The sequence below is a fragment of the Streptomyces sp. NPDC057617 genome, assembly GCF_042800555.1.
Classification (GTDB): Bacteria; Actinomycetota; Actinomycetes; order Streptomycetales; family Streptomycetaceae; genus Streptomyces.
Genome location: NZ_JBHVGV010000001.1, coordinates 367,772 through 381,712, shown reverse-complemented (window position 1 = coordinate 381,712; position 13,941 = coordinate 367,772). Strand labels below are relative to the sequence as shown.

General features: G+C 70.2%; 10 protein-coding genes and 1 pseudogene. 9 read left to right on the top strand and 2 right to left on the bottom strand.

The features are described from left to right. Positions 1 to 269: 269 nt before the first annotated feature. The 8 genes from ACFU9P_RS01680 (at position 270) to ACFU9P_RS01645 (ending at position 9,368) form a co-directional block, all read left to right on the top strand. Entirely contained in the window at positions 270 to 1,793 is a 1,524-nt protein-coding gene (locus ACFU9P_RS01680; RefSeq protein WP_384077078.1) for a sugar ABC transporter ATP-binding protein, read from the top strand. Next, positions 1,790 to 2,842, top strand: a complete 1,053-nt coding sequence (locus tag ACFU9P_RS01675) for an ABC transporter permease (protein WP_384077076.1) — start codon at positions 1,790 to 1,792, stop codon at positions 2,840 to 2,842. The genes ACFU9P_RS01680 and ACFU9P_RS01675 overlap by 4 nt, the downstream gene beginning before the upstream one ends. Next, positions 2,826 to 3,920 (top strand): ABC transporter permease, encoded by a 1,095-nt coding sequence (locus tag ACFU9P_RS01670; RefSeq protein ID WP_384077074.1) that lies wholly within the window; start codon positions 2,826 to 2,828, stop codon positions 3,918 to 3,920. The genes ACFU9P_RS01675 and ACFU9P_RS01670 overlap by 17 nt, the downstream gene beginning before the upstream one ends. A gap of 62 nt (positions 3,921 to 3,982) precedes the next feature. After that, entirely contained in the window at positions 3,983 to 5,068 is a 1,086-nt protein-coding gene (rhaS, locus tag ACFU9P_RS01665) for a rhamnose ABC transporter substrate-binding protein (protein ID WP_384077072.1), read from the top strand. 50 nt (positions 5,069 to 5,118) lie between these two features. Then, positions 5,119 to 6,543 (top strand): arabinose isomerase, encoded by a 1,425-nt coding sequence (locus ACFU9P_RS01660; RefSeq protein ID WP_384077070.1) that lies wholly within the window; start codon positions 5,119 to 5,121, stop codon positions 6,541 to 6,543. A 174-nt stretch (positions 6,544 to 6,717) separates the two neighbouring features. After that, positions 6,718 to 7,785 (top strand): glycoside hydrolase family 19 protein, encoded by a 1,068-nt coding sequence (locus tag ACFU9P_RS01655; protein WP_376376496.1) that lies wholly within the window; start codon positions 6,718 to 6,720, stop codon positions 7,783 to 7,785. A 198-nt stretch (positions 7,786 to 7,983) separates the two neighbouring features. After that, positions 7,984 to 8,484 (top strand): tyrosinase family oxidase copper chaperone, encoded by a 501-nt coding sequence (locus ACFU9P_RS01650; protein ID WP_376376494.1) that lies wholly within the window; start codon positions 7,984 to 7,986, stop codon positions 8,482 to 8,484. Positions 8,485 to 8,504: 20 nt separating this feature from the next. Then, on the top strand, positions 8,505 to 9,368 hold the full coding sequence (locus ACFU9P_RS01645) for a tyrosinase family protein (protein ID WP_376376492.1): 864 nt from the start codon (positions 8,505 to 8,507) through the stop codon (positions 9,366 to 9,368). A 293-nt stretch (positions 9,369 to 9,661) separates the two neighbouring features. Here the strand turns inward: ACFU9P_RS01645 and ACFU9P_RS01640 are convergent. Both ACFU9P_RS01640 and ACFU9P_RS01635 read right to left on the bottom strand, forming a co-directional pair. Continuing rightward, a pseudogene (locus tag ACFU9P_RS01640) lies at positions 9,662 to 9,916 on the bottom strand (chaplin); the annotation flags it as partial. A gap of 195 nt (positions 9,917 to 10,111) precedes the next feature. Next, entirely contained in the window at positions 10,112 to 11,896 is a 1,785-nt protein-coding gene (locus ACFU9P_RS01635) for an ABC transporter ATP-binding protein (protein WP_376376489.1), read from the bottom strand. A 145-nt stretch (positions 11,897 to 12,041) separates the two neighbouring features. Between ACFU9P_RS01635 and ACFU9P_RS01630 the strand changes: the two genes are divergently transcribed. Beyond that, positions 12,042 to 13,754 carry a SpoIIE family protein phosphatase gene (locus ACFU9P_RS01630; RefSeq protein ID WP_384077067.1) on the top strand — a complete coding sequence of 571 codons (1,713 nt, stop codon included), beginning with the start codon at positions 12,042 to 12,044 and terminating at the stop codon, positions 13,752 to 13,754. The last annotated feature ends 187 nt before the right edge of the window (positions 13,755 to 13,941 follow it).

Here is a 13,941-nt window from a genome sequence, read left to right as displayed (position 1 = left end):
GGGGCGAGCCGGGGTCGGTGCCGCGATTCCGTGTGAATCGTTTCATCGCGGTGAAGTTATGGGAGTCGTCGAGAGGTGTCAACCCTGCGTGCGGCCCCTCCTTCTGTTCGGACCGTGCCCCACGGAATTCACCCGGAAATGTCGAGCACGGGCCATTGACGCCGCCCGCGAAGGCCGTTTAGCTTCCGGGGAACCCTCGTTGAAACCTTTCACGATGCGAAACCTTTCACGGCACCGGGCGCCGGCCCGCCGCCGCCGAGGAGCCCCCGATGAACCAGCCCGCCCCGGGCCCCGCCCCGGTCCTGGCCCTGAAGGACGTGAGCAAGTCCTTCGGCGCCGTACGGGCCTTGCGGGACGTCTCCCTGCGTCTGTTCCCCGGCGAGGCGCACGCGCTCGCCGGGGAGAACGGCGCGGGCAAGTCCACCCTCATCAAGACCCTCGCCGGGGTGCACAGGCCCGACAGCGGCGAGGTACTCCTCGACGGCAGACCGGTCGTCTTCCACGGCCCGGCCGATGCCCGGGACGCCGGTATCGCCGTCATCTACCAGGAACCGACGCTCTTCCCCGATCTGTCGATCGCGGAGAACATCTTCATGGGCCGTCAGCCCCGCCGCTCCCTGGGCCGTATCGACCACCGGGCGGTACGGGAGACCACCGCGGCCCTGCTGCGGCGGCTCGGTGTGGCGCTCGACCCGGACCGGCCGGCGCGCGGGCTCTCCATCGCGGACCAGCAGATCGTCGAGATCGCCAAGGCGCTCTCCTTCGACGCGCGCGTCCTCATCATGGACGAGCCCACCGCCGCGCTGACCGGCAGCGAGACCGCCCGGCTCTTCTCCGTCGTCAGGAGCCTGCTGGCCGAGGGCGCCGCCGTTCTCTTCATCTCCCACCGGCTCACGGAGATATTCGATCTGTGCCGGCGGGTCACCACCCTGCGCGACGGCCGCCTGATCTCCTCCGGGCTCCTGGCCGGACTCACCGAGGACGACCTGGTCCGCGGCATGGTCGGCCGCGATCTCGGCGAGCTGTACCCCAAGCAGCGGGCGGCGCTGGGGGAGACCGCCCTGTCGGTGCGCAGGCTGACTCGCGAGGGCGTGTTCCGGGACATCTCCTTCGAGGTACGGCGGGGCGAGATCGTCGCCCTCGCCGGGCTCGTCGGCGCGGGCCGCAGCGAGGTGGCGCAGGCCGTCTTCGGAGTCGACCGGGCCGACGCGGGCGAGGTACGGGTCAACGGCCGGGCCCTGCCCGCCGGTTCACCGACCGCCGCCATGGACGCCGGGCTCGCGCTGGTGCCCGAGGACCGGCGGCTGCGCGGACTGGTCATGGAGATGTCCATCGAGCGCAATATCGGACTGACCGGTCTGGGCCGGCTCGGCAGGGCGGGGCTGGTACGGCGGGCCCTGGAGCACCGCAGGGCCGCCGACTGGGCCGTACGCCTCCGCCTCACCTTCAACCGGCTCGGCGACCCCGTCGGCGTGCTCTCCGGCGGCAACCAGCAGAAGGTCGTCCTCGCCAAATGGCTGGCCACGGAACCGGCCGTACTGATCGTCGACGAACCCACCCGGGGCATCGACGTCGGCACCAAGGCGGAGGTGCACCGGCTGCTCTCCTCCCTGGCCGCCGAAGGGCTCGCCGTCCTGATGATCTCCTCCGACCTGCCCGAGGTCCTGGGCATGGCCGACCGGGTGCTCGTCATGCACGAAGGCCGGCTCGCCGCGGAGATCCCGCGCGCCGAGGCCACCGAGGAGACGGTGATGGCCGCCGCGACCGGACGCGCCGAGAGGGCGGCGGCATGACCACCCTGCTGGACAAGCCCGCCGGAACGGGCCGGGACGAGCGGCGCTCGGCCCGCTCGCTCGCCGACACCGTGTTCCGGGCCCGGGAGATCAGCATCGCCGGAGCGCTGGCGCTGCTCGTCCTCGGCACCTGGCTCGCCAACCCGCGCTTCCTCGACGACCAGGGCATCAAGGACCTCCTCCTCAACGCCTCCATCCTGGTCCTGCTCGCCGTCGGCCAGTCCGTGGTCGTCGTCACCCGCAATATCGACCTCTCCGTCGGCTCCGTCGTCGGGCTTTCCGCCTTCGCCTGCGGCACCTTCGTGGCGGGAACCGACCACGGCGTGCTCACCGTGATGCTGCTGGGCACCGCCCTCGGTACGGGATGCGGTCTGGTCAGCGGCGCCCTTGTCAGCTTCGGCCGGATCCCGGCCCTCGTGGTCACCCTCGGGATGCTCTACATCATCCAGGGCCTCGACTACTGGTGGGCGCAGGGCGAGCAGATCAGCGCCAACGACATCCCGCGCCCGGTCCTCGACCTGGGCAGCGGCAGCGTCCTCGGCGTTCCGTACCTCCCGCTCATATCCCTGGCGCTGGTCGCCGTCACCTCGTACTACCTGCGCGCCTACCGCTCGGGGCGCGAGCTGTACGCGATCGGCTCCAGCCCCGAGGCCGCGCGGCTGGCCGGCGTACCGATCCGCCGCAGGATCCTCGGCGCGTACGCCTTCTCCGGCGCGGTCGCCGGATTCGCCGGCGCCCTCTGGCTCGCCCGCTTCGGCACCGTCGTCGCCGACAACGCCCACGGCTGGGAACTCACCGTCGTCAGCGCCGTGGTCGTCGGCGGTGTCGCCATCACCGGCGGTACGGGGACGGTGTGGGGCGCGGCGCTCGGCGCGCTGCTGCTCACCACCATCGGCAGCGCGCTGGTCGCCCTGAAGGTCGACGCGTTCTGGCAGGGCGCCATCACCGGCGCGCTGCTTCTCGCGGCGATCGGTGCCGACCGGGTCGTGTCCCTGCGTATGACCGCCGCACTGAGGAAGAGGAGCGCCCGCCATGGGAACGGCGCCTGAGACGGAGACCACCACGGGGACGGGGGCGCCCGCGCCCCGGCCATCCGCGAAATCGCCCGAGCCCCGGCGCGCGGCGAGTGCCGGAGCGTTCATCAGGGCCGTCGGGCCGCGCTGGGACACCGCGGTCGGCGCGCTGCTCGTAGCGGTCTTCGTCGTCGGCCTCTTCACCACCGACGGCTTCGCCTCCGGCGGGAATCTCGCCTTCGCCTTCAACGACATCGCCGAAGTCGCCCTGATCGCCCTGCCCATGACCCTGCTGGTGGTCGCCGGTCAGGTCGATCTCTCCGTGGCCTCCATGCTGGGCCTCGGCAGCGCGCTCACCGGGGCGCTGTGGAACGCGGGCTGGGCCTTCGAACTGATCGTGCCCGTGGTGCTGCTGGCCGGAGTCGCGGGCGGCCTTCTCAACGGCTGGCTGGTCACCCGTGTCGGGCTGCCCTCGCTCGCCGTCACCATCGGCACCCTCGCCCTCTACCGCGGCCTCGCCTCCGTCGTCCTGGGCAGCGACGCCGTCACCGACTTCCCCCAGGTGTACGCCGACTGGGCCGTGGACACCACGACCGTCCCCGGCACCTTTCTGACCTATCCCGTCGTCCTGTTCCTGGTCCTGGCCGCCGCCACGGCCGTACTGCTGCACTCCACCGCCTTCGGACGGTCCCTGTTCGCCATCGGCGCGCAGGAGGAGGCCGCCCGCTTCGCCGGGATCAGGGTCAGACGGTTCAAGCTGATCCTCTTCGTGCTCGCCGGCGTGTTCTCGGCCTTCGCCGGGATCGTCTTCACCCTCCGGTACGGCAGCGCCCGCGCCGACAACGGCCTCGGCTTCGAGATGCTCGTCATCGCCGCCGTCCTGCTCGGCGGGGTCGACTTCGACGGCGGCAAGGGCACGCTCTTCGGCGCGGTCGCCGGTGTGCTGCTGATCGGGGTCCTCAAGAACCTGCTCACGCTGAACGATGTGCCGAACGAGGTCCAGGTCATCGTGACCGGGCTGCTGCTCGTCGCTTCCGTCCTCACCCCACGGATCGTCACGGCCCTGGCAGAACGACGCCACCGGCGCGCGGCCGGTGTCCCGACCGAGCCCTGAGCCCGCCCTCAGCCCCCCCGAGCCCCGAGTTCCGCCCCTGCGCCCGAAAGGTCCCGCCCGCCATGACCATCCGTACCGCCGCCCGGCGCCGCGCGGCGGCCACCGCCGCTCTCGCCTGCACCTTCGCCGTCGTACTGACCGCCTGCTCCGGCACCACCAAGAACAGCGCGGGGAACGACACCGGAAAGGCGGCCACCTCTGCCGAGGCCGACCCGGACGCGCCCCTGAAGAAGGGGCTCAAACTCGCCTTCCTGCCCAAGCAGATCAACAACCCGTACGAGAAGATCGTCGACGAGGCCGGGATCGCCGCCGCGGCCGAGTACGGCGGCACCGGAAAGGAGGTCGGCCCCTCCGACGCCAGCGCCTCCTCGCAGGTCTCGTACATCAACACCCTCATCCAGCAGCGCCAGGACGCCATCCTGATCGCGGCCAACGATCCGAACGCGGTGTGCGGCCCGCTCAAGCAGGCCATGAAGAAGGACATCAAGGTCGTCGCGTACGACTCCGACACCGCCAAGGACTGCCGCCAGCTCTTCATCAACCAGGCCAGCTCCGAGGAGATCGGCCGCAGCCTCGTCCAGCACCTCGGCGAACAGCTCGGCTACCGCGGCAAGTTCGCCATACTCTCGGCCACCCAGAACGCCACGAACCAGAACACCTGGATCGAGTTCATGAAGGACGAGCTGACGCTTCCCAAGTACCGGAACATGGAGCTGGTCAAGGTCGCGTACGGCGACGACGCGGACCAGAAGTCGTTCCAGCAGACCCAGGGCCTGCTCCAGGCGTACCCCGACCTCAAGGGCATCATCTCGCCCACCACCGTCGGGATCGCGGCCGCCGCCCGCTACCTCAGCGACTCCTCGTACAAGGGCAAGGTCGTCCTCAACGGCCTCGGCACACCGAACCAGATGCGCACGTACGTCAAGGACGGCACCGTCGAGCAGTTCTCGCTCTGGAACCCCGAGGAACTGGGCTATCTCGGGTCGTACGCCGCCGCCGCCCTGGCGTCCGGGCAGATCACCGGCGCCGAGGGCGAGAAGCTCAAGGCGGGCAGGCTCGGCGAATACACCATCGGCAAGGACGGCGAGGTCATCCTCGGCGAGCCGACCGTCTTCGACAAGAACAACATCGACAAGTTCGACTTCTGACCCGGGCCCCGGCAGCCGGCCGGAGGCCCCCGCACCGCTACGGAGCCGCCATGACCGTCCGTACCCCAGCCGTCGTCCGCACGCCCAGGATCGGGCTGGTCGCAGGCGGCCTCGGCGCCTACTGGCCGCAGTTCCCCGGACTGCTTCCGCAGCTCAGGCGATCCGCCGCCCGGGTCACCGAACGCATGCGGGAGTTCGACGCCGACGTCGTCGACGTGGGGTTCATCTCCGATGCGCAGGAGGGCGCGGAGGCCGCCGAGAAGCTGCGCGCCGCCGACTGCGATCTGATCGTCGGCTTCCTCACCACCTATATGACGGCCACGATGCTCGTCCCGGTGGCGCAGCGCGCGGGCGCGCCGGTCCTGCTGATCAACCTCCAGCCCACCCCGGCCATGGACCATGCCTCCTTCGACACCGGCCAGTGGCTGGCGTACTGCGGTGCCTGCCCGCTGCCGGAGATGGCCAACGCCTTCGAACGCGTCGGTGTCCCCTTCCGCTCCGTCTCCGGGCATCTGGAGGACGAGCGCGCCTGGGCGCGTATCGGCCGCTGGATCCGCGCCGCCGGGGTCCGCTCCGTCCTGCGCAACGGCCGGCACGGACTGATGGGGCATCTCTACCCCGGCATGTACGACGTCTCCACCGACCTCACCATGGTCCCGGCGAGTCTCGGCGGCCACGTCGAGGTCCTCGAATTCGACGATCTGCGGGTCCGGGTCGAGCAGGTCGAGGACGGTGAACTCACCGCGAAACTCGACGAGACCCGGGAGGTCTTCACACTCGCCGACTCCGTGGCCGAGGACGACCTTCGCTGGGCCGCGCGGGTCTCCGCCGGACTGGACCGGCTCGTCGCCGACTTCGACCTGGACTCGCTCGCGTACTACCACCGGGGGCTCGACGCCGAGATCCACGAACGGCTCGGCGCGGGCATGATCCTCGGCTCCTCGCTGCTGACCGCCCGTGGCATTCCGGCCTGCGGGGAGTACGAGCTGCGCACCTCGCTCGCCATGCTGATCGCGGACCGCCTCGGCGCGGGCGGCTCGTTCACCGAACTCCAGGCGCTGGACTTCACCGCGGGGGTGGTCGAGATGGGCCATGACGGTCCCGGACATCTCGCCATCAGCGCGCGCAAGCCCCTGCTGCGCGGGCTCGGCGTCTACCACGGCAAGCGCGGCTGGGGCGTCTCGGTCGAGTTCGACGTACGGCACGGCCCGGTCACCCTGGTCGGGGTGGGACAGAGCCGCGACGGCCGGTACCGGCTGGTGGCGGCCGAGGGCGAGGTCGTCCCCGGGCCGCATCTGGAGATCGGCAACACCACCTCCCGGGTCGACTTCGGCCGTGACCCCGGTGAGTGGACCGACGACTGGAGCGCCAGCGGTGTCGGCCACCACTGGGCGCTCGCCACCGGTCGGCTGCTGCCCGACCTGCGGGCGCTCGCCGGACTGACCGGTCTGGACCTGGTTGAGGTGCCGGGCTGACACGGGCCGGGCTGGCCCGCGGTCCTCGCATGGCCGGATCGGCCGGATGTGACAGGCCGTCGGCTCCGCCACTTGGTCTAGACCTTGACAGGTTCACGTGATTCCGGTTTGGTTCCCTCACCCCCCATGGCGAGCGGCCGGACCCCCGGCTGCCCGCGCGAAGGAGTGAGTCGTTTGAGACAGCGCGTCCTTGCCCTGTTCGCGGCGATGGTCTCGGCCATCGCCCTCGCGGTCTTCCTGCCCGCGTCCACCGCCTCCGCCGCCACCTGCGCGGCGGGATGGAGCGCGTCCGCCGTGTACACCGGCGGCAACACCGCTTCGTACAACGGTCACAACTGGTCGGCGAAGTGGTGGACCCAGGGGGAGACCCCCGGCACCACCGACGTCTGGGCCGACCAGGGAGGCTGTGACGGCTCCAGCCCCGGCGGCGGCTCCGGTGCGTGTGACTACCCGGCCTGGGTCGCGGGCCGGGCGTATGTCACCGGAAACATCGTCAAGTACACCGACGGCAAGTTCTACATCGCCGAGCACGACAACCCGGGCTACGACCCGGTCATCAGCACCTGGTACTGGGAGCCGTACACCTGCAGTGGCACCCCGCCGACCGACCCGCCGCCGGCCGGTGGCTTCGTGGTCAGCGAGTCCCAGTTCAACCAGATGTTCCCGAGCCGGAATCCCTTCTACACGTACAGCGGTCTGACCGCCGCGCTCAGCGCCTACCCGGGCTTCGCCAACACCGGAAGCGACACGGTCAAGCGCCAGGAGGCCGCCGCCTTCCTCGCCAATGTCAGCCACGAGACCGGCGGCCTGGTCCATATCGTCGAGCAGAACACCGCGAACTACCCGCACTACTGCGACCCCAGCCAGTCGTACGGCTGCCCGGCGGGGCAGGCGGCGTACTACGGTCGCGGTCCGATCCAGCTGAGCTGGAACTTCAACTACAAGGCCGCGGGCGACGCGCTCGGCATCAACCTGCTGGCCGACCCGTGGCGCGTCGAGCGTGAGTCGGCCGTCGCCTGGAAGACCGGCCTCTGGTACTGGAACACCCAGACCGGTCCGGGCACCATGACCCCGCACAACGCCATGGTCAACGGCCGGGGCTTCGGAGAGACCATCCGGAGCATCAACGGCAGCCTCGAATGCAATGGCGGCAACCCCGGCCAGGTACAGAGCCGGATCAACAACTATCAGCGCTTCGTGCAGATCCTCGGAACCACCCCCGGTTCCAACCTGAGCTGCTGATTTTCTGCCGCCGGACGCGAGGGCCGGTACGGAGACCTCCGGGTCGCCGTACCGGCCCTTGTACGTGCACCCGCCTGCGTGCGTCCGCCTGCCTGCACCCGCCGTAACCGGGATAACTGTTTGTCCATCGCGTCGTTGTGCCGGGCGGGCGATCGCCCCGGACACACCGTCCCGAACGCGACAAGCGGAGGTCCTTCGATGCCGAGTGGAATCCAGGTCGAGCCCAGACCCGTGCGGGTACGGCGTCCCGAGCCGGAGCCCGGCCGTACGGAAGAAGCCCCGGGGCCCGGCCGCGCCCCGACAGGCCGGCGCCGGCTGCTGCGCGCCATGTTCACGCTCGGCATGGTCGCGGGCACCTCGGCGGTGCTCGCGCCGGTCGTCAGGGCGGGCCGGGCATCCGAGGGAGCGGCCGCCGGCACGGTCGACGAGATCTACCGCGGACGGCATATCCGTATCGGCGCCACGGCGACGGCCTCCGGCGCGTCCGACGCGCACGGCGCGCGGTCGTCCGGCTCCACGGCGCCCGAGGTCCGTATCGACGGCCGGCCCCTCCAGCTCATGCGGCGCGCGGACGGCAGCTATATGAGCATCGTCAACCACTACGACTCGTTCCCGACCCCGCTCGCGGCGGCCCGTGCGGCGGTCGACGAGCTGGCGGGCGCCCAGCTCTCGTTCGGCGGACCGACCCACCATCTCTGACCCCCGGGAGGGCCTTCACGGTGTACACCAGAAAGAACTCGCGGAATCTGACCGGCGAGGAGAGACGGAGATTCGTCGGCGCGGTACTGGAGCTGAAGCGGACGGGGGAGTACGACGACTTCGTACGGATGCATATCGAGTTCTACGTCACCGACGGCGAGGACGGACTCCGCGCCGCCCATATGACCCCGTCCTTCTTCCCCTGGCACCGCCGCTTTCTGCTGGAGTTCGAGCGTGCCCTCCAGCGGGTCGATCCTGCGGTGACCGTCCCGTACTGGGACTGGACGACCGACAACAGCCCCGCCGCCGCGCTCTGGTCCGACGACTTCCTCGGTGGCAACGGCAGGGGCGATGACCAGCAGGTCATGACCGGGCCCTTCGCCTACGAGTCCGGACAATGGAGGATCAGCAGCGGGGTGACGGACCGTGAGTACCTCACCCGGAACTTCGGCCGGCCGTCCGCGCCGATCGCCCTGCCCACCAGGGACGAACTGGCCTGGGCGATGAACGAGCCGGTGTACGACAGGGCGCCCTGGAACTCCACCGTCACCTCGGGGTTCCGCAACAGGCTGGAGGGCTGGCTGTCCTCCGGGGCCGAGCGCTGGCGCAACCACAACCGGGTCCACCGCTGGGTCGGCGGGCACATGCTGGGCGCCTCCTCACCCAACGATCCCGTCTTCTGGCTCCACCACTCGTTCGTCGATCTGCTCTGGGACCGCTGGCGGCGCAAGCACCCGAAGGCGGTGTACCAGCCGAAGAACAGGCTGCGCCCGGACGATCCGCAGCACGGCCGGGTCATCAGCCTGAACGAGCCCATGCCGCCGTGGGACGTCAGGCCGTCCGAACTGATGGACCACAGCCGTCTGTACCGTTACGCGCCCTGAAGCCCGGGCTTCGCGGCCCGAGCCCTGACGCGGCCCGGTGTGCTCGCCGTCCTCGCCACCGGTCGCCGCCGGGAAAGTGCGACGGCCCCCCGCGCGGAGGCGCGGGAGGCCGTCTCTCACTGGCCTAGGCGCGGTCTCGGGGGCCGCGCCGTGTCAGACGGTGGTCAGCCGCCGTAACCACCGTGGCCCTCGTGGTGCTCACCACCGTGGTGCTTGTTGTCTTCGTGGTGCATGCCTTCGTGGTGCTTCTTCTCTTCGTGGCGCATGCCCTCGTGGTGCTTCTTCTCTTCGTGGTGCTTCTTCTTGGCCGAGACATTGGCGCAGTGGTTGCCGAACGCCGGGTTGAGGATTCCGACCAGGTCGACGGTGTTGCCGCAGACGTTGAGCGGGATGTGCAGTGGCACCTGGATCACATTGCCGGACAGGACACCGGGCGAGCCGACAGCGGCCGCCTTGGCATCGGCGTCGGCGGCGGCCACACCGGCGCCACCGGCCAGCATGGCGCCTGTGCCGACGAGAACAGCGGTTGCCTTCGCGATACGCGACATCAAGTTTTCTCCTTGGACGTGTGAGGCGCAGCCGCACGATGTGCGGCCTTCACGCACTTCAACGCCGTGACTCACGCTCGGTAACGGACAACCAGCCATTCGGTGCTCGATCCCGCCCATCAGTGACACACCGTATGAAATCCCCCGTTCAGTTGAGCAGCTCCGGCCGGGCCCGACGCCGTCCCCGACCCCGGGTCAGCCGGAGCGGCGGGGCTGGAGGGTGGTGGCGTACGGGCCGCCCCGGGCCAGCAGCTCGTGGTGGCTGCCCGCCTCGACGATCCGGCCGTGCTCCATCACGATGATGCGGTCGGCGTTCCTGATGGTGGAGAGCCGGTGCGCGACGACGAACACTGTTCGGCCCCGGACGAGATGGGACAGCGCGTCCTGGATCAGCCCCTCCGACCGGTTGTCCAGCGCCGAGGTCGCCTCGTCGAGCACCAGCACCCGTGGATCCCTGATCAGCGCCCGGGCGATCGCGAGCCGCTGCTTCTGGCCGCCCGACAGCCGGGCGCCGCGCTGCCCCACCACCGTGTCGAGACCGTCGGGCAGCCGCTCGACGAACTCCATGGCATGGGCCGCGACCAGCGCCTCCCGCAGCGCGCTCTCGTCCGCGCCGCCCTCCAGACCGTAGGTGACGTTCTCCCGGATGGTCCCCTCGAACAGGATCGACTCCTGCGGTACGACGGACAGGAAGCGCCGGTAGGTGCGCAGGTCCAGGGACGCCATGTCCGCGCCGTCGAGCAGGATCCGGCCCTCCGTGGGCCTGATGAAACCGATCAGCAGATTGAGGATCGTGGACTTGCCCGCGCCGGACGCCCCCACCAGCGCGATGGTCTCGCCGGGCCGCACCGACAGGTCGAACCCGCTCACCGAGTGCTCGGTCGCCCCGGGGTAGCGGAAGCCCGTGCCCTGGAAGTCGATCCGCCCCCCGACCCGTTCGACGGAGGTCTTGCCCTCGTTGCTCTCCAGGTCGGGCGCCTGGAGGACCTCGCCGACCGACCGTACCGACTCCAGGCCCTTGGAGATGATCGGGGTCAGATTCATCAGGGTCGTCAGCGAGGCCGTCAGCGCGGTGAAGAAGGTGCTGATCATCACGACATCGCCCGCGGTGAGCCCCATCCATCCGTAGTACGCGACGGCCGCCGAGCCCGAGAGACAGCCGACCGCCATGGTGTTGAGCAGAATCCAGGAGAGCGATCCGAAGCGGCCGTTGAGCAGATCGAGCCGGAATCCGGCGGTGACGACCCGCTCCAGGGTGTTGTCGACCCGGTGCAGGGCCGCGCGCTCCAGACCGTGGGCGCGGGTGATCGGGATCAGGGTGGTCATCTCGCCGACCCGGGAGGAGAGCCGCTCGACCTCCAGCCGGAACTCCTCGTTGTTGCTGCGGATCCGGGAGCGGAGCCGGCGTACCAGCAGCGCCGCCAGCGGGACGACGACCAGGAACACCGGCAGCACGACCGGGGTGCGGTAGCCGATCACCGCAAGACCGCCCAGCAGCGTCATGATGGCGCCGAGCCCCATGTCGGCGCTCTGCTGGGTCATTGTCTCCACGGCCTCGACATCCCGTACGACCTTGGTCTGGAGCACGCCCGCGCTGACCCGGGAGTGGTAGCCGATGGAGAGATGCTGCATCCGGCGGCAGAGGGCCGAGCGCAGCTCACGGCCCATCCTGCGGATGCTGGTGCTCATCAGGCGCGCGTACAGCAGATGCAGCGGGAAGTTGAGGACGAGGACCAGCACCACGGCCCCCGTGTTGAACCAGAGATGGGCGATGGGCCTGTGGTCCACCACCACATCGATGATGTTGGCCGTGATCAGCGGCAGCAGCCAGACCGGGATGTGCTTGACGGCGAAGACGACGACGGCCAGCACCAGCCGGTGACGGTCGGGGCGGAAGAGATAGGCGAGCGTGCGGAGCGGGTGCTCCCCCGAGTAGTGGTGGTCCAGCGGACTCGAACGGGGAGATTCGGGATTCTGCATGGAGAGCGGAGTCCTCTTTCATGATGATCATATAAGCCCTCGGCGTGCAGACAAGCAGTCTCCTCCCACCCGGCCACTGCCGGAAGCGCTTTCCGGGGCGGCTTCCCGGGACGTGGGGCGGCCCGATCGATGAGATGGTGGCCCCATGGCTGATCGGGGTCGTCCTCCGGCCGCCGTGTCGCTGCCGGACGACTGGCCCGCCCATCCGGATCTGAGCCTCGCGCTGAACCACATGGGCGGTTTCGACTGGAATCTCGACAGCGGGCTGGTCCATCTCGACGGGCCCGCGCTCGAGATCTTCGGTCTGCGCCCCGAGGAGTTCGACGGCGATCCCGGCACCCTGCTCGATCTGGTCCCGAACGGCGAGGCGGCCCGGCTCAAGGCCATGATCGCCCAGGCGCTCAAGGAGGGCACATCCTCCTACGGCGCGTACTTCCGGATCCGCCACGGCGACGGATCACTCCGCTGGACCCACACCCAGGCCCATATCCGGCACGAGGCCGGGCGGCCCCGCCGGATCATCGGCATCGTACGGAGCGCCGAGGAGGAGCTGGCCCAGGCCGCCCTCAGAAGCGATATCGACGAGGGGCGGCGCCGGCTGACCGGGCTGGTGGGCCGTACCACCGATCTGCTCGCCCACGCCTCCTCGATGGACGACGTCATCGCCGTACTGACGGACGAGCAGGCACTCGGACAGCTCAAGGCCGTCAGTGTGATGCTCGGGGTGATCGAGGGCGGCCGGATCCGGCTGGTCTCCGAGGGGCGTCTCGGCGCGTATGTACCGGAGCTGCGCTACACCCGGATCGACGAGCGGTTCCCGATGAGCGACGTGGTCCGCACCCAGCGGCCGCTCTTCATCACCTCCTGGAAGGAGTTCCGCTCCGGCTACCCCCTTCTCTGGCCGTATGTCGAACGGCTGTCGGTCGGCTCCGCCGCGTATCTGCCGCTGACCGCCCAGGCCCGGCCGATCGGCGCGCTCGGCCTGCTCTACCCCCGGCACGGCGACTTCAGCGACGAGGAGCGCAATCTGCTGATCGCCCTCAGCAGCGGCATCGCGCAGAGCCTGCAACGCGCCATGCTGTACGAGCAGGAGCACGACCTCGCCGAGGGCCTCCAGCAGGCGATGCTCCCGCGCCGTATCCCCGACGTCCCCGGCGCGCGGACCGCCGTGCGCTACCTCTCCGCGCGGATGGGCCGCAGTGTCGGCGGCGACTGGTACGACGTGCTTCCGCTGCCCGGCGACCGGGTGGGGCTGACCATCGGCGATGTCCAGGGACATGACACCGACGCGGCGGTGGTCATGGGGCAACTGCGCATGGCGCTCTGGGCGTACGCGGCCGAGGGGCATCCGCCCCCGACCGCGCTGGCCCGTGCCTCGGCGCTGCTGCACGAGCTGGGCACCGACCGCTTCGCGACCTGTACGTACGCGGAGGTGAACCTCGTGAGCGGGGCGCTGCGGATCGTGCGCGCCGGGCATCTCGATCCGCTGCTGCGGCACGTGGACGGGACCTGCCACTGGATCCCGGCGGCGGGCGGGCTGCCGCTCGGGCTCTCGACGGAGTTCACCCGGCCGGACGAGATCGGCTACCCCCTCACCACCGGGGTGCTGGGCCCCGGCGAGACCCTGCTGCTCTTCACCGACGGCCTGGTGGAGCAGCGGGGCACCGATCTGGGGGAGCGGCTCGACGTACTGAAGGAGAAGGTACGGACGGGGCCCGCGGATCCGGCGGAGCTGGCGGACCTGCTGTTCGAGGAGCTGGGGCAGGAGAGCGGGGAGGACGACATGGCGCTGTTGCTGCTGCGCCGCGACGCGGCGGGACTCGTGCGCCCTCCGGCGGACGGGGTGCCCCGGGTGTGACCGGGCGCTCCTGAGGTACTTCAGGCACTTCTTCTGTACGGCGGTGTGCGACCGGCTCCTGACGGCCCCTCGGAAACCGGTGCGCCTCCCTCCGCTTCACCGTGTCATCGCGTGTTCTCCCCGGTGTTCCCGCGAACCCCTGGTTCATTGGTGTGTGCACGGCAATGCTGGCGGCCGACAGCGCTTA

Bases quoted from the DNA above. Each gene is read 5' to 3' on its own strand.
- ACFU9P_RS01630 (WP_384077067.1), top strand. From the start codon at position 12,042: ATGGCTGATCGGGGTCGTCCTCCGGCCGCCGTGTCGCTGCCGGACGAC.
- ACFU9P_RS01635 (WP_376376489.1), bottom strand. From the start codon at position 11,896: ATGCAGAATCCCGAATCTCCCCGTTCGAGTCCGCTGGACCACCACTAC.
- ACFU9P_RS01670 (WP_384077074.1), top strand. From the start codon at position 2,826: ATGGGAACGGCGCCTGAGACGGAGACCACCACGGGGACGGGGGCGCCC.
- rhaS (WP_384077072.1), top strand. From the start codon at position 3,983: ATGACCATCCGTACCGCCGCCCGGCGCCGCGCGGCGGCCACCGCCGCT.
- ACFU9P_RS01650 (WP_376376494.1), top strand. From the start codon at position 7,984: ATGCCGAGTGGAATCCAGGTCGAGCCCAGACCCGTGCGGGTACGGCGT.
- ACFU9P_RS01680 (WP_384077078.1), top strand. From the start codon at position 270: ATGAACCAGCCCGCCCCGGGCCCCGCCCCGGTCCTGGCCCTGAAGGAC.
- ACFU9P_RS01660 (WP_384077070.1), top strand. From the start codon at position 5,119: ATGACCGTCCGTACCCCAGCCGTCGTCCGCACGCCCAGGATCGGGCTG.
- ACFU9P_RS01675 (WP_384077076.1), top strand. From the start codon at position 1,790: ATGACCACCCTGCTGGACAAGCCCGCCGGAACGGGCCGGGACGAGCGG.